Source organism: Thauera linaloolentis 47Lol = DSM 12138 (assembly GCF_000310205.1).
In the GTDB taxonomy this organism is placed as follows: domain Bacteria; phylum Pseudomonadota; class Gammaproteobacteria; order Burkholderiales; family Rhodocyclaceae; genus Thauera; species Thauera linaloolentis.
Window position 1 is genome coordinate 1 of record NZ_AMXE01000025.1, and the last position, 25,358, is coordinate 25,358.

The following is a 25,358-nucleotide window of genomic DNA, read 5'->3' on the forward strand; positions in this document are numbered from 1 at the left end:
GGGCGCTGAACGCTCCGGGCGCGTTCAGCGCCCGCCGGCCCAGATCCATTCGAGCAGGGCGTCCTGCGCGGCGGTGCTGGCGGCGGCCTCGGGGTGGTTGACCATCATCACCAGCGCATGGCGCCGGCCGTCACGGTCGAGCAGGTAGCCGGCGATGGCGCGCACGCCGTTCAGCGTCCCGGTCTTGATATGCGCCTGTCCGCTTGCGGGGCTGTCGCTCAGCCGCCGGCGCGCCGTGCCGTCGAGGCCCGCCACCGGCAGCGCCGAGATGTACTCGGGCATCCACGGCCGGCGCCAGGCCAGCAGCAGCATGTTGCCCAGGGTGTCGGCGCGGATGCGTTCGATGCGTGACAGGCCCGAACCGTTCTCGATCCGCAGTCCGTCGGCATCGAGGCCCGCCGCGGCGAGCACTTCGACGGCAATGCGGGCGCCGCCGGCCACCATGTCCGCCGTATCGGCCGGAGCGGCGGCAAGGAAGGTGCCGAGGTTGGCCAGCAACTGGCGTGCGATGACATTGCTCGACCATTTGTTCATGTCGCGGATGACGTCGGCCAGCGATGGCGATTCGTGGGTGAGCAGGCTGCGGATGCCGACCGGGGCGACGCCGCTGCGTACCTGGCCGTCGAGCCGGCCGCCGGCTTCCGACCACAGTGTGGCGACCAGCGCGGCGCCGTATTCGGCAGGCGGCAGCGGCGCCGCGCTCCAGGTGCGCGGGCCGCAGGCTGCCGGCAGGCTGCCGCTGAGCACGAGGCGGCGGCCGGGTTCGATCCGCGCTTCGAGATCGCGGTACCAGACATCGCAGTTGCTGGCGGACGTCTGCAGACGGTTTTCGATGACGACACCGGCCAGCGGCGGCTCGGCGACCACGGTCACCGATGCATTGCTTCCGTTGCCCGGGAAGAGCGCGAGCTGCAGGGTGTTGTAGTGCATCAGCAGGCCGTGCGGGCCGCTGTTGTAGGGGCGCAGGCCACGTCCGTCGAAGGCGTCGGGGTCATGGGGCGGCAACTGCAGCACGGAGGCGTCGAGTACGATGTCGCCCGCGATGCGTTCGATGCCCAGTCCGCGCAGGCGCCGCAGCAGTTTTCCGACCCGGTCTTGGTCCAGCACGGGGTCTCCGCTGCCGACGATGTACAGATCGCCGGACAGGACGCCATCGGCAAGGGTGGCATTGCTCGCGAGCCGGGTCGTCCAGGTCCACGCCGGGCCGAGGCGCTCGAACGCGGCAAAGGCGGTGACGAGCTTCATCACCGATGCCGGGTTCATCGGCGTGTTTGCATTGATGCTGAGGCTGGGATGCGTTTCGTCTACCGCCTGTACCCAGACCGAGACCGCATCATCGGTGATGCGGGCGCGCTCCAGCGCCAGTTTCACCGGTGGTGGGAGCCCTTGCGAGGCAAGCGCAGGCGGTGTCGCCAGCGCAGGCACGCCGAAAAAGATGCACAGGCCCAGGCAAATGCGAAACAATAGTGCAGTGCAACACGGTCGATGCGGGAGGGCGGGCAAGCGCCCTTCTGCGCGTCGGTAGAATGAAGCCGATGAAAGTTGAATTCGCCCGCTGGATTTCATGGGTGCCTGCGCCGGGAACTGCTTTGCCGGCGTAATTGCAAGGTTTCGAGAATGAGTGGATTCGGACATTATGCGCGCACGGCTGACGAGCTCGAGCGCGAGATCTACAAGCGCGGGCTGGCGCTGGGGCTGGACTGGGACGATCAGGCGCGATTGCGGGAACTGGCCCGCCAGGCCTTGAGCTATGAGCCGGGAGGGGTGATGAAACTGCTGCGCAGCCCGATCCGGCAGGAAAAACTCACCGGCGAACTGTTCGCCCTGTCCGATCTGATGCTCGGGACCATGCGCCAGAGCGCACAGATCGGTGTGCATACCAGTGGCGGCAGGGCCTGGAAGGCATTTGGCCGGGCGCTCTACCAAGAGGCCGAGCGCCTCGGCAAGGCGGATACCTGAACGGCGCGGCCCGTCCGCCGGGCCCGCCGCGTCAGCTAAGCGGCTTTTCGTCCGCGAACAGCGCGGCAACGGTTTCGCGCGCACGGACCAGATGGGCCTGGCCGCCATCGACGATGATCTCTGCCGCCCGCGGGCGGGTGTTGTAGTTCGAGCTCATCGTCATGCCGTAGGCGCCGGCCGACAGGATGGCGAGCAGATCGCCCTCGGCCACGGCAAGCCTGCGTTCGCGCGCGAGGAAGTCGCCGCTTTCGCAGATCGGGCCGACGACGTCGTAGACCTGCGATTCGGTACTGGGCGCCACGACTTCCACCACTTCGTGCCAGGCGTCGTAGAGCGCGGGGCGGGCGAGATCGTTCATGGCGGCGTCGACGATGACGAAATTCTTCGTCTCGCCCGGCTTCAGGTATTCGATGCGGGTCAGCAGCAGGCCGGCGTTGCCGACCAGCGAGCGGCCCGGCTCGAAGTAGAGTTCCTCGTTGCGTCCCTCGAACACCTTCAATAGCGGTGCCAGGTAGTCGGCAACGACGGGCGGGGCTTCGTCGCGATAGCGGATGCCGAGCCCGCCGCCGAGATCGATGTGGTCGAGCGTGATGCCGTCGTCCGCGAGGCGGTCGACCAGACCGGCCACTTTCTGCGCGGCTTCCGCGACCGGCGCGGGGTCGAGCAGTTGCGAGCCGATATGGCAGGCGATGCCGCTGATGCGCAGGTTCGGCAGCGCGGCGGCGCGGCGGTAGAGGGCCTGCGCGTCGGCGAAGGCGACGCCGAATTTGTTGCCTTTGAGGCCGGTGGAGATGTAGGGGTGTGTCTTCGGATCGACATCCGGATTGACGCGCAGCGCCACCGGAGCCAATACGCCGAGTTCGCCTGCGACGGCGTCGAGGCGTTCGAGTTCGGCGGCGGACTCGACGTTGAAGCAGCGGATGCCGGCCTTCAGCGCCTGGCGCATTTCGTCCCGCGTCTTGCCGACGCCGGAGAACACGACCTTGCCGGCATGGCCGCCAGCGGCCAGTACGCGTGCAAGTTCGCCGCCCGACACGATGTCGAAGCCCGCGCCCAGGCGGGCGAACACCGACAGGATACCGAGATTCGAGTTGGCCTTCACCGCATAGCAGACGAGGGCGCGGCGGCCGGCGAGTGCTTGCTGCCAGGACTCGAAGGCGGCCGTCAGCGCGGCTTTCGAATAGATGTAGCTCGGCGTGCCGAACTGCTCGGCGAGTTCGGGCAGCGCCAGCCCTTCGAGGGTGAGCACGCCGTTTTCGGCGTGCAGCGTCGGCGTCGGGAGCGCGCCGGAAATCTTGTCGTTGGCGGTCATTGGATCGGTGTGTATTGGCCCGGGGCCGGTGGCTGGGCGGGTTTGCTATGATCGGCGCCCGGCGCGGGCTGGCCGGACGGGGTCGGGGGCAAGTAGAGCGACCCCTTGATGCCGCAGGCCGACAGAAGCGCGCAGGCAAGCGCAGTCGCGGTAAGTTTGGCTCGCATCGCCATCATTCACGAAAAACCGGAATGCTATCAGAAGGAATCCGCATGGAAGAGTCCGCATTCAATACGCTGGCCGAAGCCGAGCTCGCGCGCATCGAGAGCGCCCTCGATGCATCGGGCGCCGATGTCGATATCGAGCCCAAGCCGGGCGGGGTGCTCGAGATCGAGTTCGAGAACGGCAGCAAGATGATCATCAACCGTCACACCGCTGCGCGCGAGATCTGGGTTGCGGCCAGATCGGGGGGTTTCCACTTCCGTCCGCAGGATGGCGCCTGGCTCAATACCCGTGACGGTGTCGAGCTGTGGGCCATGCTGGCGAAGCTCGTGAGCGAACAGGCGGGCGAAACCGTCGGGCTGGCGCGTCCCGCCTGACGATGTGGTCTGCCCTCAGCGCCGGATCGGCACCGGCATGCGGTCTTCGACCGGCGCGGGTGCCTGGGCGGCAGGAATGGGGCGCGGCGCCACTGGCGGGGTAGCTTCCTCGGGGGCTTCCAGGGCTGGCTCGTTGTCCGACGCGAACATCTGGCGCAGCCAGTCGGGCGCGAGGGGCGGTTCGGGGGGCTCGTACTCGGCGTACTGGTAATCGCTGCGGCTGCCGTCGCCCGCTTCGATCTGGATCAGCCCGCCCGGTTGGGGACGCTGTATTTCCGGGGTGCCGGCGAGCGCAACCCCCATGTAGTTGATCCAGATCGGAAGTGCGGCCGCGCCGCCCGTCTCGCCCCGTCCCAGGTTGCGCGGCTGGCTGAAACCGACCCAGGACACGGCGACCAGGTCGGGGTTGTAGCCGCAGAACCAGGCGTCGAGGTAGTCGTTCGTCGTGCCGGTCTTGCCGGCGAGGTCGTTGCGCTTGAGGCTGCGCGCGCGCGCGGCGGTGCCGCGCGTCACCACGTCCTGCAGCATCGAATCGATCAGCCAGGCATTGCGCGGGTCGAGCACGCGCGGCGCGCTTTCGCCCGCGACGGGCGGGTCGGTGCGGGCGATGAGCTTGCCGTTGCCGTCATAGATCTCCTTGACCACATAGGGGTCGATGCGGAAGCCGCCGTTGGCGAACGCGGCGTAGCCGCCCGCCAACTCCCAGGGGGTGACGCTGCCGGCGCCCAGCGCCATCGTCAGGTAGGGGGGGTGCTTGGCCGAGTCGAAGCCGAAGCGGCCGACGTAGTCCTGGGCGAAGCGCGGCGTGATGTCCTGCAGCATGCGGATCGACACCATGTTCTTCGAGCGCACGAGGGCATCGCGGATCGTCATCGGTCCGCTGTACTTGGCGTCGTAGTTCTTTGGCTCCCAGGCCTGGCTGCCGGTGACGCCCGCGGGGAAATACAAGGGGTCGTCGGCAACGACGTGGCCCGGTCCGTAGCCGCGCTCGAGCGCCGCCGAGTAGATGAAGGGCTTGAAGCTGGAGCCCGGCTGGCGCTGGCCTTGCGTGACATGGTTGAACTTGCTGCGGTTGAAGTCGAATCCGCCCACCAGCGCACGCACCGCGCCATCCCGGGGGTCGATCGAGACCAGGGCCGACTGTACCTCGGGTACCTGGGCGATTTCCCAGCCGTTGCTGCCGGTATCGCGGATGCGCACGATCGCGCCGCGACGGATGCGGCGCGTCTGCGGCGCCTTGTCCGCCAGCATGGGCGCGGCGAAGCGCAGGCCGTTGCCGCTGATGGTGATCTCTTCGCCGCGGCGGTACACCTTGACCTGCTTGGGGGAGGCTTGAAGCACTGCCGCGGCGAGCAGGTCGTCGTAGTCGTTGCGTTCGGCTAGGAGTTCGTCGAGCTGTTCGTTCGATACGCTGTCCGGCGGAAGTTCGGCGAAGGCCTCGGGGCCGCGATAGCCGTGGCGGCGGTCGTAGTCCATGACGCCCTTGCGCAGTGCGGCGTAGGCGGCCTCCTGATCCTTGCGGGTGACGGTCGTGAAAATGCGGATGCCCAGTTCGTAGGCCTTGTCGCCGAATTGCTCGACCGCGATCTGGCGTGCCATTTCGGCGACGTAGTCGCCATGGATGCTGCTTTCCTGTTGTTTTCGCGCAACAGCCGTATCGCGCTGGCTGCGTGTCGGCGTGGCGACAGCAATGGCGGCTTCGAAGTCGGCATGGCTGATGATGCCGGTTTCGAGCATGCGGCGCAGCACGTACTGTTGGCGGATGGCGGCGCGCGACGGATTGACGATCGGGTTGAAGGCGGAGGGCGCCTTCGGCAGCCCGGCCAGCATCGCTGCTTCGGGCAGGGTCAGCCCATCCAGCGTCTTGCCGTAGTAGGCACGCGCGGCCGCCGCGAAGCCGTAGGCGCGCTGTCCGAGGTAGATCTGGTTGATGTAGAGCTCGAGAATCTGGTCCTTGCTCAGTTCGTGTTCGATCTTGAACGACAGCAGGATTTCATAGAGTTTGCGGTTGTAGGTCTTCTCGCGCGTGAGGAAGAAGTTCCGCGCCACCTGCATCGTGATCGTCGACGCACCCTGGCCGCGTCCGCCGGTGGTCAGGTTGGACAACGCCGCGCGCGCGATGCCCATCGGATCGACGCCGGCATGCTCGTAGAAGCGTTCGTCCTCCGCCGCCAGGATGGCGTGCTTGAGCAGGGCCGGGACTTCGGCGATGCGAACCACATCGCGCCGCTCTTCGCCGAACTCGCCGAGCAGGTGGCCATCCGCCGTATATACTCGCAGCGGGACGCGTGGCCGGTAATCGGTCAACGACTCCAGCGAAGGAAGATTGGGCCAGGCGAACAGCGACATCGCTGCCAGCGTGGCGAGGCCGAGAATCGCAAGCGCCAGCAGCGCTGCGACCGGATAGAGGACCCAGCGCATCAGCAGTCCAGGAAACGTCGATAGAGGGTGCGCATTATACGAGATGGCCCCGGCGCTGGCTGTTTCGCGGTGTGGCGCGTGAAACAGTTCGCTTTACACTTATCCAGGCTTGTTGATACGATTTGAGAGCAAAAATCAAGTCTTGCTCCTAACATAAAGAAATGTAAGGACTTTCTTTGTGATTGAACTCCCCTTTTTCGGCGCTGCGGCACGCCAGCTGGCAGGGCTCGATATTTCATCTTCATCGGTCAAGCTCGTCGAGCTCTCCGGGGGGGACAAGGAAGCTTACAAAGTCGAGCGCTACGCCATCGAGCCGCTGCCGCGCGATGTCGTTGCCGATGGCAACATCGCCAACCTCGAAGCGGTCAGCGAAGCGCTTCGCCGCGCCCTCAGGCGCTTCGGGCCGGGTGTCAGGAATGTCGCCATGGCCTTGCCGGCCTCGTCCGTCATCACCAAGAAGATCATCCTGCCCGCGGGGCTGCGCGAGCAGGAGATGGAAATGGCGGTCGAGTCCGAGGCCAACCAGTACATCCCGTTCGCGATCGACGAGGTCAATCTGGATTTCCAGGTCATCGGCCCGGCTGCGGGCAGCCCGGGCGAACTCGAAGTGCTGATCGCCGCGTCGCGCAAGGACAAGGTCGAGGACCGTGTCGCGGTGGCCCAGGCCGCCGGACTGAAGGCCACCGTGATCGACGTCGAATCGTTCGCGATCGAATCGGCGCTCGAGCTGGTCAGCCGGCAACTGCCCAGCGGTGGCCAGGACAAGGTGATCGGCCTCATCGACGTCGGCGCGAACGTCATGAACGTTGGCATGTTCCGTAACCGGCAGCAGGTCTACGTGCGTGAACAGGCGTTTGGCGGCAATCAGCTCACGCAGGACATCGCGCGGCAGTACGGCATGAGCGTCGACGAGGCCGAATCGGCCAAGCGCGCGGACGCGCTGCCCGACACCTATGCCCGCGAGTTGATGCGCCCCTTCCTCGACAGCCTGGCGCTCGAGGTCTCGCGCGCACTGCAGTTCTTCTTCACGTCCACCCAATACAACCAGGTGGACCACCTCGTGCTGGCGGGCGGATGCGCCCTGATGCCGGGTCTGGCCGAAATCGTTGCCGCGCGCACCCAGGTCGAGACCATCGTCGGCAATCCCTTTGCCGGGATGAGTGTTTCGTCGAAGGTGAGGCCGAAGAACCTGCTGGCCGACGCGCCGTCGTTGATGGTGGCCTGCGGGCTGGCCTTGCGGAGGTTCGACGAATGATCCGTATCAACCTTCTGCCGCATCGCGCGGAGAAGCGCAAGCAGCGGCGAACGCAGTTCTATGCGTTGTCGGCCGCGATGATCGTACTGGGCGCGCTGATCGGCATTCTGGTGCATTCCGTCTATGCGGGCTACATCGAGCGCCAGGCCTCGCGCAATGCCTTCCTGAAGGCCGAGATCGCCAAGCTCGACCAGCAGATCGCGGAGATCCGCCGCTTGCGGGAGCAGATCGATGCCTTGCTCGCACGCAAGAAGGTCATCGAGGATCTGCAGAGCACGCGCGCGGAATCGGTCCATCTGCTCAATGAACTGGCGAAGGGCATGCCGGACGGGGTGTACCTGAAATCGGTCAAGCAGGCCGGGAGCCGCATCACCCTGGTTGGTCATGCCCAGTCCAATGCGCGCGTGTCGCACCTGATGCGCAACCTCGAGGATTCTCCCTTCCTCGAACGTCCGACCCTGGTCGAGGCGAAGGCCGTGACGGTGGATGATCGCCGCCTCAGCGAGTTCACGCTTGGCATCGGCATAGAGCGAACGGCGGTCGAAGAGCCGGCTGCCGACGCCAAGGGTGGCAAAACCCAGGCGAGGGGGGCGCGCAAGTGAAGACAAGCGACACGCTCAAGTCAGCGCGCTCGATCGACTTCAAGCGGTTGGCACAGGATTTCAAGGGGCTTGACGCGAACGACCCCGGCATGTGGCCACTGGCGCCGCGGGTGGCCGTCATGGTCGGCCTGCTGGCGGCGACGCTCGGTGCCTTCTGGTGGTTCGACTGGCAGGAGCAGGCCGAGGCCCTGGCCCAGCGCGAACAGGAAGAAACGCAGTTGCGCGACGGTTGGGTCGCGAAGAAGCGGCAGGCCGTCAATCTCGATGAGCATCGCCGCCAACTGGCCGAGATCGACCAGCAATTCGGCGCCCTGCTGAAGCAGTTGCCGAATCGCGCCGAGATGGATTCGCTGCTGTCCGACATCAACCAGGCCGGTCTTGGCCGCGGGCTGCAGTTCGAACTGTTCAAGCCGGGCAGCAACGTGGTCAAGGAGTTCTACGCCGAGATGCCGATCGACATCCGCGTCACTGGCGACTATCACGAGCTCGGCGAGTTCGCCAGCGACGTCGCCCGCATGCCGCGCATCGTCACGCTGAACAACCTTGCGATCAATGCCGACAAGGACGGCCGGCTCAAGCTCGAAGCCAAGGCGATCACCTACCGCTACCTGGACGAGGAAGAGATTGCCAAGCAGCGCCAGGATGCCAAGGCTGCGACCAAGGGGAGAAAACGATGAAGCGCGCATTGATCCTTGTGTGCGCAGCCGTTCTTGCGGCCTGCGGCAGCGGCGAGCAGGAAGACATCCGGGCCTGGATGGACGAGCAGGCCAAGGGGATGCGCGGTGCGGTCAAGGCCCTGCCGGAGATCAAGCCCTTTCCCATCGTCGAATACGCGGGCATCGGCGCGGACGATCCGTTCCGCAAGGGGCGAATGGAAGTGGAGAAGCGGGCGAATACCGCATTGCGGCCGAACCTCGACCGCCGCAAGGAGCCGCTCGAGGCCTATCCGCTGGAGTCGCTGCGCATGGTCGGTGTGCTGTCGCAAGGCAAGAGCGTCCATGCCCTCGTGCTCGCGGGCAAGAACCTGCATCAGGTCAAGGTTGGAAACTACATGGGGCAGAACTTCGGCGTGGTCACCGGCATCAGCGACGGTGACATGACCTTGAAGGAGCTCGTCGAAGACGTGCAGGGTGACTGGGTCGAGCGGATCAGCACGCTGACCCTGCAGGAGCGGCAGGAGGCCGGGAGATGAAGAAACACATTCGCGTTTTGGTTCTGGCAGCAGCCTTTGCTGCGGGCCTGATGTCGGGGCCTGCAGCGCTTGCGCAGGATGTGGCGCAGGCGCAGAGCCAGCCGAACCAGATCGAGAGCCTGGATGTCGCCGAGCACGGCGATGCGCTCTACCTGCGCCTGACGATGAAGGAGCCGCTCGCCAGTCCGCCGCCGAGCTTCAGTGTCGCGAATCCGGCGCGCATCGCGTTCGATTTCCGCGATACGGGCAATGCGCTGGGGCGCAATGTGCAAAGCGTCGAGCAGGGCGACCTGCGCAGCGTGAACATCGTCCAGGCGGGCGACCGAACGCGGCTGGTGCTCAACCTGGTCCGGGTCAGCCCCTACGAGACCCGCATCGATGGCCGGAACGTCATCATTGCCATCCGGCCTGCCAGCACGCAGGACACGCAAGCGTCCGTCGTGGTGCAGGCACAGGGCAACTTCGCTGCATCCCGGGTTGCGGCTGGAGGTGGTGTGGCGGTGCGTGACATCAACTTCCGTCGCGGTACGGAAGGCGAGGGGCGGGTGGTGGTTGATCTGTCGAATGCCGAAACCGGAATCGACATCCGCCAGCAGGGTGGCAATCTCGTCGTCGATTTCCTCAAGACTTCCCTGCCCGAGCACTTGCGCCGGCGTTCCGACGTGATCGATTTCGGCACTCCGGTGACGGCGATGACCGCGCAGCAGTCGGGCGACAACGTGCGCCTGACGGTGACACCGAACGGCTTGTGGGAGCACAACGCCTACCAGAGCGACAACCGCTTCGTGCTCGAAGTGAAGCGCGTGGTCGAGGATCCGAACAAGCTCGTGCAGGGCGCGCGCGGGTAGTACCAGGGCGAGAAACTGTCCCTGAACTTCCAGAACATCGATGTGCGCTCGGTCCTGCAGGTCATCGCCGACTTCACCGATTTCAACATCATCACTTCCGATTCGGTGCAGGGTAGCCTGACGCTGCGCCTCAAGGATGTGCCCTGGGATCAGGCACTGGACATCATCCTGCAGGCCAAGGGCCTGGACATGCGCAAGAACGGCAACGTGATCTGGATCGCGCCGGGTGATGAATTGGCAGCGCGCGAGAAGCTGCAACTCGAGTCCAAGGCGCAAATCGGCGACCTGGAGCCCCTGTCGACGGAGAGCTTCCAGATCAACTACCACAAGGCAAAGGAGATTCAGGCTTTCCTGAGCAGCAGGGACCAACCCTTTCTGTCGAAGCGTGGTGCGATCAACGTCGATGAGCGCAGCAACAAGTTGTTCGTGACCGACGTTGGGTCGCGTCTGCATGCATTGCGCCGTGTCGTTCAAGAGATTGATGTCGCGCCGCAACAGGTGCTGATCGAAGCGCGTATCGTTGAGGCCAACAAGACTTTCGCGCGGGACCTTGGTGTGCGCCTGGGGTTTGGTGATCGAACCAATCGTAGTCTTGGCAACGGGGCTAAGCTGGGGTTCGGTAGTTCCGAATTTGCATCGGTCAATCCTGACGGAACGATCAACACGGGAGATGATGCATCGATCAATTCGATCATCCGGCGAGTGGGCGAAAGTGCGACTAGTGGGCCGGGTGCCGTTACCAACAGCTTCGGCAATTTGAACCTAACACTGTTCAACAGCAGTCTGACGCGCTTTCTCAATCTGGAACTCAACGCCCAGGAGACGGATGGTCGCATTCGTCTGGTGTCGAGCCCCCGTGTCCTGACGGCTAATCAGGTCGAGGCGCTGATCGAGCAAGGTACCGAAATCCCCTATGAAGAGGCGAGCAGTTCGGGGGCGACCAGTGTGTCGTTCAAGAAGGCCGTGCTGTCGCTGAAGGTCAAGCCGCAGATTACTCCGGATGGCCGTCTGCAATTGTCGATCGAGGTCAATAAGGATTCTCGCGGAGAAGATACGCGTGCAGGGCCGGCGATTGACACCAAGAAAGTCAAGAGCGAAGTGTTGATCGAGAATGGCGGGACGGTCGTGATTGGCGGTATCTATGAAGAAACCGATACGAGCACGACCCAGCAGGTGCCTTTGCTGGGTGATATTCCGGTCCTGGGGCATCTGTTCAAATCGAACATGAAGAACTCCGAGCGCCGGGAGATGCTCGTCTTCATCACCCCGCGCATCGTCGCCGACGCACTCACGCTGCGGTAAGTTTTCACACTGCTGATACAATGCCGGGGCGGGCATCCTCGAAGGGTGCCCGCCCCTTTTTTCATCTGGACTTCCGGCGAATCGCGCGTGAGCTGCTTGATACTGATCGGCATGATGGGAGCCGGCAAGACCACGGTCGGCAGGGAGCTTGCGCGTCGGCGCAAGGTCCGCTTCGCCGATTGCGACCAGGAGATCGTCGCCCGTACCGGGGTGAGCATCCCGACCATCTTCGAGATCGAGGGCGAGCAGGGCTTCCGGCGCCGCGAGACGCAGATGATCGATGAGCTCTCGCTCGAACCGGACATCGTCATCGCCACCGGCGGCGGCGTGGTGACCACGCCGACCAACCGCGCGCTGATGCGCGGCCGCGGCGTGGTGGTCTATCTCAACGTGCCGCCGCAGATCCTGTACGAACGTACCCGCCACGACCGCAACCGCCCCCTGCTGCAGGTCGACGATCCGCGCCAGCGCATCGAGGAGCTCTATCGGCAGCGCGACCCGCTCTACCGCGAGGTCGCGCACCTGGTCATCGACGGCGGCCGAGGCAATCCGGGGACGATGGTGCGGATGATCGAGAATGCGCTGCAGAAACTCGCGCAGCAGACACTGAAGAACACGCCATGCGAACCCTGAACGTCGCCCTCGGCGATCGCGCCTACCCGATCCACATCGGCCGCGGCCTGCTCGACCGCGCCGAACTGATCCTGCCGCATCTCAAGACGAAGCGTGTCGCGATCGTCACCAATGACGTGGTCGGACCGCTCTACCTCGATCGGCTGCGGAGCACGCTGGAAGCCGCCGGCGTGCGGGCTGCGTCGGTGGTCCTGCCCGATGGCGAGGTGCACAAGGACTGGCCGACGCTGAACCGCATCTTCGACATGCTGCTGGCCGAGCGCTGCGAGCGCTCCACTACGCTGGTCGCACTCGGTGGCGGCGTCGTCGGCGACATGGGCGGCTTTGCCGCCGCCTGCTACCAGCGCGGCATGCCTTTCATCCAGATTCCGACGACGCTGCTTGCGCAGGTCGATTCCTCGGTGGGCGGCAAGACGGCGATCAACCACCCGCTGGGCAAGAACATGATCGGCGCCTTCTACCAGCCGAAGCTGGTGCTCGCCGATATCGACACACTGGCGACGCTGCCGGCGCGAGAGCTGTCCGCCGGCCTGGCCGAGGTGATCAAGTACGGGCTGATCCGCGACGGAGAGTTCCTCGGCTGGCTGCAGCACAATCTCGAGCGTCTGATGGCGCGCGACCCTGAGGCGCTGGTCCATGCGATCGAGGTGTCCTGCCGCAACAAGGCCGAGGTGGTGGCCGCTGACGAAACCGAGCAGGGCGAGCGTGCGTTGCTGAACCTCGGCCACACTTTCGGTCACGCCATCGAAACCGGGCTGGGCTACGGTGAGTGGCTGCACGGCGAGGCCGTGGCGGCGGGGACGCTGATGGCAGCGGAGCTGTCGTGCCGCCTGGGCTGGCTGGACGAAGCCGGCGTGGAGAACATCGCCGCCTTGTTCGAGCGTGCGGCGCTGCCGGTCCGGGGGCCGAAGCTGGGTGTCGAGCGCTACCTGGAGCTGATGGCGCACGACAAGAAGGTCGAGGCCGGCAGGCTGCGCTTGGTGCTGCTGCGCGCGCTCGGCCAGGGTGTCATCCATGGCGATGCGCCGCAGGCCGACATCGTCGCGGCGATCGAGGCGCGTTGCCGCTGAGCCGGGGCGGTATGCGGTCGCCTCCCACTTCGCCGGCATGTCCGGCCGCGGGCGGGCGTGTGGCGGATACGCCTCGTGCGCTGAACCTGGCCTGATTTCCGAGTCGAGGACGAACCGATGCTGCAGCTTGCCCCCTATGCCGTCACCGAAGGCAATTCCCGCGGACGCATCCATGACGAACCGGCGCCGGTCGCGCGGGGCAACTTCCAGCGCGACCGTGACCGCATCGTCCATTCGACCGCTTTCCGGCGCCTGGAGTACAAGACCCAGGTGTTCGTCAATCATGAAGGCGACCTGTTCCGCACCCGCCTGACGCACAGCATCGAGGTCGCCCAGATCACGCGCGGCATCGCCCGCCAGCTCGGCCTCAACGAAGATCTTGCCGAATCTATCGCCCTCGCCCACGATCTCGGCCACACGCCCTTCGGTCATGCCGGCCAGGATGCGTTGAACGCCTGCATGAAGGAGCATGGCGGCTTCGAGCACAACCTGCAGTCGCTGCGCACCGTCGACCGGCTCGAAGACCGCTATGCCGGCTTTGATGGCCTGAACCTGATGTTCGAGACGCGTGAAGGCATCCTCAAGCATTGTTCGCACGCCAACGCCGAGCGCCTGGGCGACGTCGGCCAGCGCTTCCTGGACGGCACCCAGCCTTCGCTCGAAGCGCAACTCGCCAACCTGGCCGACGAGATCGCCTACAACAACCACGACGTCGATGACGGTCTGCGCTCCGGCCTGATCACGCTCGAACAGCTCGACGAAGTGCCCTTGTTCGCGGCGCAGCGCCGCGAGGCCGAGGCGCGCTGGCCCGGCCTCGCGGGACGTCGACTGATCAACGAGACCGTGCGCCGCATGATCCACCTGATGGTGATCGACCTGCTGGAGCAGGCCCGTGCCAACATCGCCGCGGCCGGCGTGGCCTCGCTCGACGAGGTGCGCGCGGCGCCACGGCTGGTGGCGTATTCCGATGCGCTGCAGCCGCGCCTGCGCGAGCTCAAGCTCTTTCTGCGCGAGCAGCTCTACCGCCACTACCAGGTGCTGCGCATGACCAACAAGGCGCGCCGCATCGTGGGCGAACTGTTCGCGGCCTTCATGGAAGATCCGCACATCCTGCCGCCGCAATACCAGGCGATGGCACGCGAGGACAAGGCACGCGCCATCGCCGACTACATCGCCGGCATGACCGACCGCTATGCGATGAAGGAGCACCGGCGCCTGTTTGCCGTCGGCGAGATCTACTGAAACTTGCCGTAGGAGTGGGTTTAGCCGCGACAGCAGCCGTGGAAGCGGCATCGCAGCTCTGTTCGCGGCTGAAGCTCCTACGGCGGGGCTCCTTGGGAGGCTCTGCGAGCCGGGCTGCGCAGCTCACCGCCGTTCCAGAATGGTGCCTGTTCTGGCCCGATTCCTGCTTGAAAAGCCCATGTCGCAGCGCAAAAAAATTCTTGAAGCCAGTGTTTCCGGGGCGTATAGTTTTTTTGTCAAGCAGGTTTTCGATTTAGATGACCAAAATGGTGCATGCGGTGGTTCCATCGTGGTGCATCGGTCGATAAAACCAGAGTTTTTGCACCATTGTGGTGCGGGACATGAAGCCGGTGCGCACGCGCCCGGCTTTTTTGTGCGCGTTCGGTTTGTCTGCTGAACTTCGAATGAGAGGCCAGCGCGTGATTTCTTCTGTCGTTTTTGAGGAAAAGAAGATGGATCTGCCCCAAAAGCAGGGTCTTTACGACCCGGCCAACGAACATGATGCCTGTGGCGTGGGTTTCATCGCCCACATCAAGGGCAGGAAAACGCATGACATCGTCCTCCAGGGCCTCGAGATCCTGAAGAATCTCGACCACCGCGGCGCGGTCGGCGCCGACCCCCTGCAGGGCGATGGCGCCGGCATCCTGATCCAGATCCCGGATCAGCTCTACCGCGAGGAAATGGCAAAGCAGGGCGTGACCCTGCCGCTGTCGGGTGAATATGGCGTGGGCATGGTCTTCATGCCCAAGGAAGCCGCATCGCGCCTGGCCTGTGAGGAAGAAATCGAACGCGCGGTCGCGGCCGAAGGGCAGGTCGTGCTCGGCTGGCGCGACGTGCCGGTCAACCCCGACATGCCGATGTCGCCGACGGTCAAGGCCAAGGAGCCGGTGATCCGCCAGATCTTCATCGGCCGCGGCCCCGACGTGATGGTCACCGAGGCGCTCGAGCGCAAGCTCTACGTCGTGCGCCGCCGCGCCGCGAACGCCATCGGCGCCCTTGCCCTCAAGCACGGCAAGGAGTTCTACATGGTGTCGATGTCGGCGCGCACGGTGAACTACAAGGGCCTGCTGCTGGCCAACCAGGTCGGCGAGTACTACCTCGATCTGGTCGACCCGCGCACGGTATCGGCGCTGTCGCTGGTGCACCAGCGCTTCTCGACCAACACCTTCCCGAAGTGGGATCTGGCCCACCCCTTCCGCTACATCGCCCACAACGGCGAAATCAACACCCTGCGCGGCAACTACAACTGGATGCGCGCGCGCGAGAAAGGCGTGCATTCGCCGCTGCTGGGCGAGGACCTGCAGAAGATCTGGCCGTTGATCTATCCCGGCCAGTCCGATTCGGCTTCCTTCGACAATGCGCTCGAACTGCTGGTCATGAGCGGCTATTCGCTCGCCCACGCGATGATGATGATGATTCCCGAAGCGTGGGAATCGCATGCACAGATGGACGAGAAGCGCCGCGCCTTCTACGAATACCACGCCGCGATGATGGAGCCGTGGGACGGCCCGGCCGCGGTGGCCTTCACCGACGGCCGCCAGATCGGTGCCACCCTCGACCGCAACGGCTTGCGCCCGGCACGCTACCTCGTCACCGACGACGACCTCGTCGTCATGGCGTCCGAATCCGGCGTGCTGCCGATTCCGGACAGCAAGATCGTCAAGAAGTGGCGCCTGCAGCCGGGCAAGATGTTCCTGATCGACATGGAACAGGGCCGCATCATCGGCGATCAGGAGCTCAAGGAGTCGCTCGCCAACGCCCGCCCGTATGCCGATTGGCTGCGCCGCATCAACATCAAGCTCGACAGCCTGGCCGCTCCGGTCGGCAGCGTGGCCGACGCCGAGGGCGGACGCGTGGCGCCGCTGCTCGATCGCCAGCAGGCTTTCGGCTACACCCAGGAAGACATCAAGTTCATCCTCGAACCGATGGGCAGGGCGGGCGAGGAGGCGACCGGCTCGATGGGCAACGACTCGCCGCTGGCGGTGCTGTCGAGCAAGAACAAGCCGCTCTACAACTACTTCCGCCAGCTCTTCGCGCAGGTCACCAACCCGCCGATCGACCCGATCCGTGAGCAGATGGTGATGTCGCTGGTGTCCTTCATCGGGCCGAAGCCCAACCTGCTCGAGATCAACGAGATCAATCCGCCGTTCCGCCTCGAAGTGAGCCAGCCGGTGCTGGATTTCGACGGCATGGCCAAGATCCGCAACATCGCGCGCTACACGCAGAACAAGTTCCGCTCGGCCGAGCTGGACATCTGTTATCCGGCGCAATGGGGCAAGGAAGGCGTCGAGGCGCGCCTGGCCTCGCTCTGTGCCGAAGCCGAAAACGCGGTGCTGGGCGGCAACAACATCCTGATCGTGTCCGATCGCAAACTGACGGCCGAGCGCATCGCCATTCCCGCGTTGCTGGCGCTGTCGGCCATCCACCAGCACCTGGTGGCGAAGGGTCTGCGCACCCGTGCCGGCCTGGTGGTCGAGACCGGTTCGGCACGCGAGGTGCATCACTTCGCGGTGCTGGCCGGCTATGGCGCCGAGGCGGTGCACCCCTACCTCGCGCTGGAAACCCTGCAGCACCTCGCGGGCGATACGGAAAGCGCCGCCAAGTACGTCAAGCACTTCGTCAAGGCCGTCGGCAAGGGCCTGATGAAGGTCATGTCCAAGATGGGCATCTCGACCTACATGTCCTACACCGGCGCGCAGATCTTCGAGGCCGTCGGCCTGCAGCAGGCGCTGCTCGACAAGTACTTCACCGGCACCACCAGCCAGGTCGAAGGCATCGGCGTGTTCGAGGTCATGGAAGAGTCGATCCGCCAGCACAAGGCCGCGTTCGGCGCCGACCCGGTGCTGCACGACATGCTCGACGCCGGTGGCGAGTACGCCTTCCGCATCCGCGGCGAAGAGCACATGTGGACGCCGGACGCCATCGCCAAGCTGCAGCACTCGACGCGCTCGGGCAAGTTCGACACCTACAAGGAATACGCCCGCATCATCAACGACCAGAGCAGGCGGCACATGACGCTGCGCGGCCTGTTCGAGCTGAAGGCCGCCGCCACGCCGGTGCCGCTGGAGGAGGTCGAGCCGGCCAAGGAGATCGTCAAGCGCTTCGCCACCGGCGCGATGTCGCTCGGCTCGATCTCCACCGAAGCGCACACCACGCTCGCGGTGGCGATGAACCGCATCGGCGGCAAGTCGAACACCGGCGAGGGTGGCGAGGACCCGATGCGCTTCAAGCCGCTGACCGAGGCGATCAGGCTGTCGCAGGTCATCGGCGAGAAGCGCATCGCGCGCGACCTCGACCTGCAGGCGGGCGATTCGCTGCGCTCGGCGATCAAGCAGGTCGCCTCGGGCCGTTTCGGCGTCACCACCGAATACCTGGTCAATGCCGACCAGATCCAGATCAAGATGGCCCAGGGCGCCAAGCCCGGCGAGGGCGGCCAGCTGCCCGGCCACAAGGTGTCGGAGTACATCGGCTTCCTGCGCCATTCGGTGCCCGGCGTCGGCCTCATCTCGCCGCCGCCGCACCACGACATCTACTCGATCGAAGATCTGGCGCAACTGATCCACGACCTCAAGAACACTAATCCGGTGGCCAGCATCTCGGTCAAGCTGGTGTCCGAGATCGGCATCGGCACGGTGGCGGCCGGCGTGGCCAAGGCCAAGGCCGACCATATCGTCGTCGCCGGCCATGACGGCGGCACCGGTGCGTCGCCGTGGAGTTCGATCAAGCATGCCGGTTCGCCGTGGGAACTGGGTCTCGCCGAGACCCAGCAGACCCTGGTGCTGAACCGCCTGCGCTCGCGCATCCGCCTGCAGGTCGACGGCCAGATCAAGACCGGCCGCGACGTCGTCATCGGCGCGCTGCTGGGCGCGGACGAATTCGGCTTCGCCACCGCGCCGCTGGTCGTCGGCGGCTGCATCATGATGCGCAAGTGCCATCTCAACACCTGCCCGGTGGGCGTGGCGACGCAGGACCCGGTGCTGCGCGCCCGTTTCTCGGGCCAGCCCGAGCACGTGGTCAACTTCTTCTTCTTCATCGCCGAGGAAGTCCGCGAACTGATGGCTCAACTGGGCGTGCGCAGGTTCGACGAACTGATCGGCCGCGCCGACCTGCTCGACATGAAGGCCGGTATCTCGCACTGGAAGGCGCAGGGTCTGGACTACTCGCGCATCTTCTACCTGCCGCCGGTGCCGGCCGACGTGCCGCGCCTGCATGCCGGGGCCCAGGACCATGGCCTGGAAGGCGCGCTCGACCAGCAGCTCATCGCGCTCGCCCAGCCCGCGCTGGACAAGGGCGAGAAGGTTAACATCGACCTGCCGGTGCGCAACATCAACCGCACCGTCGGCGCGATGCTGTCGGGCCGGCTGGCAACCGCCCATGGCCACGCCGGACTGCCGAGCGACACCATCCACATCCGCCTGAACGGCACCGCGGGCCAAAGCTTCGGCGCCTTCCTGGCGCGCGGCATCACGCTCGAACTGGTGGGCGAGGGCAACGACTACGTCGGCAAGGGCCTGTCGGGCGGGCGCATCATCGTGCGCCCCAAGGCCGAGTTCCGCGGCGACACGCCGCACAACATCATTGTCGGCAACACCGTGCTGTACGGTGCGACCGAGGGCGAGGTGTACTTTGCCGGCGTCGCCGGCGAGCGCTTCGCGGTGCGCAACTCCGGCGCCACCGCGGTGGTGGAAGGCGTAGGCGACCATGGCTGTGAGTACATGACCGGCGGCACGGTGGTGGTGCTCGGCGAGACCGGGCGCAACTTCGCCGCCGGCATGTCGGGCGGCGTCGCCTACGTGCTGGACGAGGACGGCAGCTTCGAGCAGCGCTGCAACATGGCGCAGGTCTCGCTGGAGCCGCTGCCCGACGAGATCGCCGCGCGCCAAGGCTCGGAGTCGGGCGACGAGCTCGAATCCCATGGCCGCGTCGACATCGACCACCTGACGATGGGCGACGAGCTGATCCTCAAGGGCCTGATCGAGCGCCACGTCCGTTTCGCCGGCAGCGTCCGCGCCCGCGAAATCCTGAACAACTGGGCTGTCTGGCGGAAGAAGTTCGTCAAGGTGTTCCCGCATGAGTATCGTCGCGCGCTGACGGAAATGGCCGAACAGCGCGAAGCAGAGAAGGAGGCCGCATAAAATGGGCAAGCCAACCGGATTCATGGAATATCAGCGTCTGTCCGAAGCCTATGCGCCGGTCGACAAGCGCCTGAAGAACTACAAGGAATTCGTCGTCCGCCTGAATGATGAGCAGGCTGCCATCCAGGGCGCGCGCTGCATGGACTGTGGCGTCCCGTTCTGCAACAACGGCTGCCCGGTCAACAACATCATTCCCGACTGGAACGACCTCGTGTATCGCGGCCATTGGCGCGAGGCGATCGAGGTGCTGCATTCGACCAACAACTTCCCTGAGTTCACCGGCCGCATCTGCCCCGCACCCTGCGAGGCGGCATGCACGTTGAACATCAACACCGACGCGGTGGGCATCAAGTCTATCGAGCATGCGATCATCGACAAGGCCTGGGACGAAGGCTGGGTCGTGCCGCAGCCTGCGGACGAGAAGACCGGTCGCAAGGTCGCGGTGGTCGGCTCCGGCCCCGCCGGCCTCGCCGTCGCCCAGCAACTGGCGCGTGCCGGCCACGACGTGACGGTGTTCGAGAAGAACGACCGCGTCGGCGGGCTGCTGCGCTACGGCATCCCCGACTTCAAGCTGGAAAAGTGGCTCATCGACCGCCGCGTCGAGCAGATGCAGGCCGAGGGCGTGCGTTTCCGCACCGGCGTGCTCGTCGGGGCCAAGGACATGCCCGCCGGTATCGTCAACGACGCCAGGGAAGTCATCAGCGCCGAGCAGTTGCAGCAGGATTTCGACGCCGTCGTGCTGGCGGGCGGTGCCGAAGTGCCGCGCGACCTGCCGGTGCCGGGCCGCGAGCTCGGCGGCGTGCATTTCGCGCTCGAGTTCCTCATCCCGCAGAACAAGCAGGTGACGGGCGACACGCCTAACCCGATCTCGGCCAAGGGCAAGCATGTGGTCGTCATCGGCGGCGGCGACACCGGCTCGGACTGCGTCGGCACCTCCAACCGCCATGGCGCGGCGAGCGTCACCCAGTTCGAGCTGATGCCGATGCCGCCCGCGCAGGAGAACAAGCCGCTGACCTGGCCGTACTGGCCGACCAAGCTGCGCACTTCGTCCTCGCACGACGAAGGCTGCGAGCGCGACTTTGCGGTCGCAACCAAGGAGTTCATCGGCAAGAACGGCAAGGTCAAGGCGCTCAAGGCCTGTCGTCTGGAATGGAAGGACGGCAGGATGTCCGAAGTGCCGGGCTCGGAATTCGAGATCAAGGCCGACCTGGTGCTGTTCGCGATGGGCTTCACCAACCCGGTGGGCGGCGTGCTGGAAGCCTTCGGCGTGGACAAGGATGCGCGCGGCAATGCCAGGGCGAGCACCGATGGGGACGGCTGCTACACGACCAGCGTGCCCAAGGTGTTCGCCGCTGGCGACATCCGCCGCGGGCAGTCGTTGGTGGTGTGGGCAATCAGGGAAGGGCGCCAGTGCGCGCGCGCCGTCGATGAATTCCTGATGGGCGGGAGCCTGTTGCCGCGCTGACGGCTGGCGGATGTAAGGGATTGCGAGGCGACCTGCGGGCCGCCTCGCCGTCTTTCCGGGCGAAGCGCATTGGATTCCCGCGCCGGGGCGGAGCGCTGATTCCGTGGGGCAGCAATACCTTGTGGCAATTCCGCGTGCCGGATCGCCGCATGTCCGGGCTGCATTGCTTATCACGATTATGTTACAGCGGTATTATTGCGCTCCGACTTCGTCCGGAGTGCCGCCGTGCCGTGTTCCACCCGCTCTCCGTCATCGGCCGTTCCGGCCATCGCCGCCACGAAGGCACGTGAATGGGTGTGCGTGCTGGGGCTCGTGGCGTTGTGGTACCTGGCCGCACAGGCCGGTGCCGCTTTCTTCATCGGCGTGTCGCCCGCAGCGCAGGCGTGGGCGCAGGACCTCGGCGCGCATCTGCTCGTGGGCGGGCTGCTGTTCGCTATGGCACGCAGCCTGAAGCGCTTTGCGCTGGCGATGATGGTGTTGTTCTCGGCGTTCACGGTGTCCAATGCGATCAAGCTCGCGGTGCTCGGCGGGCCGGTGATGCCGGACGATTTCATCGCGGCGAAGAATCTCTTCCTGTTGCTCGAAGGCTGGCAGTTGTGGGGCAGCGCCGCCATGCTGGCGCTGCCGCTGGCGGCGCTGCTGTGGATGTTTGCCTGGCGGCAGCCGCGGGCGTGGCTGGCGCTGGCGGGCGTGGTGCTGGCGGTCATGGCGGTGGCGAAGCATCCCGTGCCGGTGGTCGGGTGGATGGATGCCCGCTTCGGCGACTGGGTGTGGAACCAGCGCGGCAACTATGAAATGCGCGGTCTGCCGATCCACCTGGTGCAGGAGACGGCGCGCAATCTCTCGCGGCGCACGCCGCCGCCGCAGATGGATGAAGTTGACCAGGCCATGAGGCTGCTCGGCGCGAAGGCGCCCAGCGGCTTCTTCAAGGCGGCGCAGCGGAGAAGCGACGGCACGGGCCGCAACGTGCATATGATCGTGCTCGAATCCTTCTGGGACCCGCTGCCATTGAAGGCAGCCGGCCTGTCGTCCGATCCGCTCGATCCGGAGTTCCGCAGGCTGTGGAGGGCCGGGGGCGGCGCGAGCGCGCTGTCGCCGGTGTTCGGCGGCTATACCGCGAATGCCGAATTCGAGGCCCTGTGCGGCTTTCCGGTGCACACCGACGGCGTGTTCTTCGAGGGCCGCCTGCGCCGCGACGTGCCCTGTCTGCCGCGCCACCTGGGCGAGGCCGGCTACCGCAGCATCGCCTCCCACCCCAATGCCGCGCCGTTCTGGAACCGCGTCAATGCCTATCGCCGCGTGGGCTTCGATCAGTACTGGTCCGACCGCGACTTCGCGCTCGACGACATGAATGGCGAGTTCCTCAGCGATGCGTCGCTGTATCGCCAGGTGCTCGAGCGCATCGGGCCGGATCTGGACGGCGGCCCGCCGCTGTTCAACTACGTGCTGACCTACTTCGGCCATCTCGACTATCCGCTCAACGAGGCCCGCCCGGACATCATCGATGCCAAGGCCGACAACGTGCTGGTGCGCGCCTATGCCAACACCGTGCATTACAAGTCGCGCGAGCTGATGGCCTTCCTGCGCGAACTGCGCCAGCGTGATCCCGATGCCATCATCGTGCTGTTCGGCGACCATCTGCCCTCGCTGGGTTGGAACTACGGAGGCTACGCCGAATCCGGCCTGCTCGCGGCGGATCGCAGCGAGTTCGACGATGCGATGTTCAAGACGCTCGTCGCAACGCCGCTCGTCGTCATCAACGGCCGCCGGGGGCCGGTCCGCACCGGCGACCTGCCGATCTACGCGCTGCCGGCCCTGATCCTCGATCTGCTCGGCGACGAGCGCGAAAGCATGCTGCGTTTCGCCGCGCATGCCGACGATGCGGTGCGCGTACGGCCGTTGCCCGGGGTGCGTTTCAGCCTGGAGGGCAAGGCCTTGACGGTGTGCCGCGATGGCGAGGTGCAACTGGGGTGCGAGGCCTCACGCGCCTGGATCGAGGCCGTTTCGCTGCTCAAGCGCGATCTGTTCAACGGTGAGCAGCATGCCCTGAAGGCCCCCGAACGCCTGCGCCGCCTGCAGACCGTGGAGCTGGAGATCGAAGACATCGGCGGGGGAGACGTGTCCGAGCCGATCGGCGACGACACCGACAACGACGTCTGAGCGGCGCTGCGCCGCTCAGCGCAACTGCCCGCTGGCCAGTTCGCCCAGCGTCATCAGCGCGTGCACGTGGCGGTCGGTGAACGGGTAGCAGCCCGACAGGCGCAGGTGACGGGTATAGCGGCCGGAAGGCGAATAGAGCTTGCCCGGCGTCATGCTGATGCCGCGCCGCAGGGCGAGGTCGAACAGGCGGTTGGTTTCGCAGCCCTCGGGCAGCTCCACCCAGACCAGGAAGCCGCCGCTGGGCTGCGTAGCCCGCGTGCCGGTGGGAAAGGCATCGTGGATCAGGCCGCGCAGGCGCTCGGTCTGGGCGGCATAGGTGCGGCGCAGGCGGCGCATGTGCTGGCCGTATCCGCCGCTTTCGAGAAAGCGGCCGACCGCCTCGCACAGCAGCGCCGGCTGCGCGACCGAGGCGCAGAACTTGAGTTCAGCCAGTTCGCGGCCGTAGCGCCCGCCTTCCATCCAGCCTATCCGCATGCCCGGCGCCAGGGTCTTGGTGTAGGACGCGCACACGATGATCCAGCCGTCCCGGTCGAAGGCCTTGGCGGTGGGCTGCAGCGGGGCGCTGAACTGCAACTCGGCGTACAGCGCGTCTTCGATCACCGGCACGCGGTAGCTGCGCGCCAATTCGGCCAGCCGCCGCTTGGCCGCCGGGCTCATGCTGCTGCCGAGCGGGTTGTGCACGGTCGGCATCGCGACCACCGCCTGCAGGCGCTTTTCAGACAGCAGCAGTTCGAGCGCATCCAGCGACAGCCCGCCTTCGGGGTGGGTGGGGATCTCGATTGCCTTCAGGCCGAGGCGGTCGAGCAGCGGGATCAGGTTGAAGTAGGTCGGGGATTCGAGGCCGACCGTGTCGCCGCTGCGGGTGGTGGCGCGCAGCGCCAGTTGCAGCGCTTCCATGCAGCCGTTGGTGAGCAGGATGGCATCGGGCTGCAACTGCATGCCCAGCTCGGCGGCGTGGCGACAGATTTCCCGGCGCAGCACCAGCGGCCCGGGCGGCAGCGAATAGTCGGTCAGCAGCTCGGGGTGGCGGCGGGTCAGGCCGGCGACGATGCGGCCGAGCTTTTCGCCGGGATAGAAATCGCTGCCCATCGGGCAGGCGAGCGACAGGTCGATGGTGTTCGGGCGCATCTGCGCTTCCAGGACCGTCGTGATCCGGTTCAGCACCGTGCTTTCGGCCGCCATTGCCGAACTGGGTTCGGCCGCCGCGGCCTGCGGCGCGGGCGGCACGGCCAGGCGGGTGCGGACGAAGTAGCCGGCCTGGGGCCGCGCGTCGACCAGCCCCTGGGTTTCGAGCTGGCGATAGGCGGCGATCACCGTGTTGATGCTGATGCCGCGGCTGGCGGCGGCCTCGCGTACCGAGGGCAGGCGCGCGCCGGCGCCCAGGCGGCCGTCGCGGATCGCTTCGCGCAATTCTTCGCTCAAGGCCTGGTAGAGCGGTGGCGTGGCCGGACTGGCGGCAGAGGACACAGTGCGGGCTCCCAGTGATGGCTACAGATGTCTTGAATGGCTGATTGTACCCAGTTTATTTTTTTAAAACTGGCTCTGTAACCATCGATTCGTGGTTCGTATAGTGTGTTCCCGATGACGCCGAGGAGCGCAACATGATCGACCTGCCGCTGATGACTTACGTGGCCACGATGTCCGTGACGCCGGGGCCGAACAACATCATGCTCGCCGCCAGTGGGGTCAATTTCGGCTTTCGCCGTACCTTGCCGCACATGTTCGGCGTCAGTGTCGGCAGCAGCGTGCAGGCCTTGATCGTGGCCAGCGGCCTGGCCTGGGTGATGGCGTGGCTCGATACCCTGCGCCTGCCGCTGGTTGCAGCAGGCTGCAGCTATCTGCTGTGGCTGGCGTCGCGCCAGGCGCGCGCAGGGCAGCCGGGCCAGGGCGGGCGGGTTGCGCCGCTGGGCTTCCTCGGTGCGGCGCTGTTCCAGTGGGTCAACCCGAAGGCGTGGATGATGGTGCTCAACGCCGCCATCCTGTTCCTGCCGCGGGATGCGGGCTGGCAGGCCGCGGTCGTGCTGGCGCTGGTGTGCATGGCGGTCAACCTGCCGTGCATCGCGTTGTGGGCGGTGGCGGGCGCGCGCCTGCGCGAATGGCTGCAGCAGCCGCTGGCGCTGCGCGCCTTCAACTACACGATGGCGGTGCTGCTTGCCGCGACCGCGGTGTGGATCGCGGCCGACGAGACGGGCTTGCTGCGATAGTGCCGTTTCGGCGCCGCTG

Annotated in this window: 19 protein-coding genes and 1 pseudogene; 15 read left to right on the top strand and 5 right to left on the bottom strand. The window is 65.9% G+C overall.

Annotation, left to right across the window (positions count from 1 at the left end; all coding sequences use genetic code 11):
• Positions 1-24: 24 nt before the first annotated feature.
• Positions 25-1,371 (bottom strand): D-alanyl-D-alanine carboxypeptidase/D-alanyl-D-alanine endopeptidase, encoded by a 1,347-nt coding sequence (gene dacB / locus C666_RS08670; RefSeq protein WP_004337047.1) that lies wholly within the window; start codon positions 1,369-1,371, stop codon positions 25-27.
• A gap of 246 nt (positions 1,372-1,617) precedes the next feature.
• On the opposite strand from dacB, the gene C666_RS08675 reads away from it, so the two are divergent.
• Positions 1,618-1,959 (top strand): hypothetical protein, encoded by a 342-nt coding sequence (locus C666_RS08675; protein ID WP_004337049.1) that lies wholly within the window; start codon positions 1,618-1,620, stop codon positions 1,957-1,959.
• 31 nt (positions 1,960-1,990) lie between these two features.
• On the opposite strand, the gene lysA is transcribed toward C666_RS08675, so the two are convergent.
• Positions 1,991-3,271: a diaminopimelate decarboxylase gene (gene lysA / locus C666_RS08680; RefSeq protein WP_004337050.1), complete on the bottom strand. Its 1,281-nt coding sequence runs from the start codon at positions 3,269-3,271 to the stop codon at positions 1,991-1,993.
• Positions 3,268-3,447, bottom strand: a complete 180-nt coding sequence (gene lptM, locus C666_RS21185; RefSeq protein ID WP_081593407.1) for an LPS translocon maturation chaperone LptM — start codon at positions 3,445-3,447, stop codon at positions 3,268-3,270. The genes lysA and lptM overlap by 4 nt, the downstream gene beginning before the upstream one ends.
• Positions 3,448-3,483: 36 nt before the next feature.
• Between lptM and cyaY the strand changes: the two genes are divergently transcribed.
• Positions 3,484-3,810, top strand: coding sequence for an iron donor protein CyaY (gene cyaY / locus C666_RS08685; protein ID WP_004337051.1), 327 nt, complete (start codon positions 3,484-3,486; stop codon positions 3,808-3,810).
• A 15-nt stretch (positions 3,811-3,825) separates the two neighbouring features.
• Here the strand turns inward: cyaY and C666_RS08690 are convergent, their stop codons facing one another.
• Positions 3,826-6,231 carry a penicillin-binding protein 1A gene (locus C666_RS08690; protein ID WP_004337052.1) on the bottom strand — a complete coding sequence of 802 codons (2,406 nt, stop codon included), beginning with the start codon at positions 6,229-6,231 and terminating at the stop codon, positions 3,826-3,828.
• A 178-nt stretch (positions 6,232-6,409) separates the two neighbouring features.
• Between C666_RS08690 and C666_RS08695 the strand changes: the two genes are divergently transcribed.
• The 12 genes and pseudogenes from C666_RS08695 to C666_RS08745 all read left to right on the top strand — a co-directional run bounded on the left by C666_RS08695 (position 6,410) and on the right by C666_RS08745 (position 23,135).
• The gene (locus tag C666_RS08695) at positions 6,410-7,486 is read left to right on the top strand and encodes a pilus assembly protein PilM (RefSeq protein ID WP_004337053.1); all 1,077 of its coding nucleotides are present in this window, start codon (positions 6,410-6,412) and stop codon (positions 7,484-7,486) included.
• A complete protein-coding gene (locus tag C666_RS08700) occupies positions 7,483-8,088 on the top strand; it encodes a PilN domain-containing protein (RefSeq protein ID WP_004337054.1) in 606 nt (201 codons plus the stop codon). Before C666_RS08695 ends, C666_RS08700 begins: the two co-directional genes overlap by 4 nt.
• Positions 8,085-8,765, top strand: a complete 681-nt coding sequence (locus tag C666_RS08705; protein WP_004337055.1) for a type IV pilus inner membrane component PilO — start codon at positions 8,085-8,087, stop codon at positions 8,763-8,765. The genes C666_RS08700 and C666_RS08705 overlap by 4 nt, the downstream gene beginning before the upstream one ends.
• Positions 8,762-9,280 (top strand): pilus assembly protein PilP, encoded by a 519-nt coding sequence (locus C666_RS08710; protein ID WP_004337056.1) that lies wholly within the window; start codon positions 8,762-8,764, stop codon positions 9,278-9,280. The genes C666_RS08705 and C666_RS08710 overlap by 4 nt, the downstream gene beginning before the upstream one ends.
• Positions 9,277-11,430: pseudogene (locus C666_RS08715) on the top strand (type IV pilus secretin PilQ). Before C666_RS08710 ends, C666_RS08715 begins: the two are co-directional and overlap by 4 nt.
• A gap of 87 nt (positions 11,431-11,517) precedes the next feature.
• Complete coding sequence (locus C666_RS08720; RefSeq protein WP_028792428.1) at positions 11,518-12,063, top strand: shikimate kinase; 546 nt, start codon at positions 11,518-11,520, stop codon at positions 12,061-12,063.
• Positions 12,051-13,133: a 3-dehydroquinate synthase gene (aroB, locus tag C666_RS08725; RefSeq protein ID WP_004337059.1), complete on the top strand. Its 1,083-nt coding sequence runs from the start codon at positions 12,051-12,053 to the stop codon at positions 13,131-13,133. Before C666_RS08720 ends, aroB begins: the two co-directional genes overlap by 13 nt.
• 117 nt (positions 13,134-13,250) lie before the next feature.
• A complete protein-coding gene (locus C666_RS08730) occupies positions 13,251-14,375 on the top strand; it encodes a deoxyguanosinetriphosphate triphosphohydrolase (RefSeq protein WP_004337060.1) in 1,125 nt (374 codons plus the stop codon).
• A 178-nt stretch (positions 14,376-14,553) separates the two neighbouring features.
• The gene (locus C666_RS20420) at positions 14,554-14,772 is read left to right on the top strand and encodes a hypothetical protein (protein ID WP_154666251.1); all 219 of its coding nucleotides are present in this window, start codon (positions 14,554-14,556) and stop codon (positions 14,770-14,772) included.
• Positions 14,773-14,827: 55 nt separating this feature from the next.
• Positions 14,828-19,510, top strand: coding sequence for a glutamate synthase-related protein (locus C666_RS08735; protein ID WP_004337061.1), 4,683 nt, complete (start codon positions 14,828-14,830; stop codon positions 19,508-19,510).
• A gap of 1 nt (position 19,511) precedes the next feature.
• Complete coding sequence (locus C666_RS08740; protein WP_004337062.1) at positions 19,512-20,975, top strand: glutamate synthase subunit beta; 1,464 nt, start codon at positions 19,512-19,514, stop codon at positions 20,973-20,975.
• 225 nt (positions 20,976-21,200) lie between these two features.
• Positions 21,201-23,135 carry an LTA synthase family protein gene (locus tag C666_RS08745; protein ID WP_028792429.1) on the top strand — a complete coding sequence of 645 codons (1,935 nt, stop codon included), beginning with the start codon at positions 21,201-21,203 and terminating at the stop codon, positions 23,133-23,135.
• 15 nt (positions 23,136-23,150) lie between these two features.
• Here C666_RS08745 and C666_RS08750 read toward each other — a convergent pair whose 3' ends face one another.
• Positions 23,151-24,602, bottom strand: a complete 1,452-nt coding sequence (locus C666_RS08750) for an aminotransferase-like domain-containing protein (RefSeq protein WP_004337064.1) — start codon at positions 24,600-24,602, stop codon at positions 23,151-23,153.
• A 134-nt stretch (positions 24,603-24,736) separates the two neighbouring features.
• Between C666_RS08750 and C666_RS08755 the strand changes: the two genes are divergently transcribed.
• Positions 24,737-25,339, top strand: a complete 603-nt coding sequence (locus tag C666_RS08755) for a LysE family translocator (protein WP_004337065.1) — start codon at positions 24,737-24,739, stop codon at positions 25,337-25,339.
• Positions 25,340-25,358: the final 19 nt, after the last annotated feature.

What these genes read in the sequence shown, in the direction of transcription:
- C666_RS08700 (WP_004337054.1), top strand. Translation starts at nt 7,483, where the DNA reads ATGATCCGTATCAACCTTCTGCCGCATCGCGCGGAGAAGCGCAAGCAG.
- C666_RS08730 (WP_004337060.1), top strand. Translation starts at nt 13,251, where the DNA reads ATGCTGCAGCTTGCCCCCTATGCCGTCACCGAAGGCAATTCCCGCGGA.
- C666_RS08710 (WP_004337056.1), top strand. Translation starts at nt 8,762, where the DNA reads ATGAAGCGCGCATTGATCCTTGTGTGCGCAGCCGTTCTTGCGGCCTGC.
- lptM (WP_081593407.1), bottom strand. Translation starts at nt 3,447, where the DNA reads ATGATGGCGATGCGAGCCAAACTTACCGCGACTGCGCTTGCCTGCGCG.
- cyaY (WP_004337051.1), top strand. Translation starts at nt 3,484, where the DNA reads ATGGAAGAGTCCGCATTCAATACGCTGGCCGAAGCCGAGCTCGCGCGC.
- C666_RS08755 (WP_004337065.1), top strand. Translation starts at nt 24,737, where the DNA reads ATGATCGACCTGCCGCTGATGACTTACGTGGCCACGATGTCCGTGACG.
- C666_RS08690 (WP_004337052.1), bottom strand. Translation starts at nt 6,231, where the DNA reads ATGCGCTGGGTCCTCTATCCGGTCGCAGCGCTGCTGGCGCTTGCGATT.
- C666_RS08675 (WP_004337049.1), top strand. Translation starts at nt 1,618, where the DNA reads ATGAGTGGATTCGGACATTATGCGCGCACGGCTGACGAGCTCGAGCGC.
- C666_RS08740 (WP_004337062.1), top strand. Translation starts at nt 19,512, where the DNA reads ATGGGCAAGCCAACCGGATTCATGGAATATCAGCGTCTGTCCGAAGCC.
- lysA (WP_004337050.1), bottom strand. Translation starts at nt 3,271, where the DNA reads ATGACCGCCAACGACAAGATTTCCGGCGCGCTCCCGACGCCGACGCTG.
- C666_RS08735 (WP_004337061.1), top strand. Translation starts at nt 14,828, where the DNA reads ATGGATCTGCCCCAAAAGCAGGGTCTTTACGACCCGGCCAACGAACAT.
- aroB (WP_004337059.1), top strand. Translation starts at nt 12,051, where the DNA reads ATGCGAACCCTGAACGTCGCCCTCGGCGATCGCGCCTACCCGATCCAC.
- C666_RS20420 (WP_154666251.1), top strand. Translation starts at nt 14,554, where the DNA reads ATGTCGCAGCGCAAAAAAATTCTTGAAGCCAGTGTTTCCGGGGCGTAT.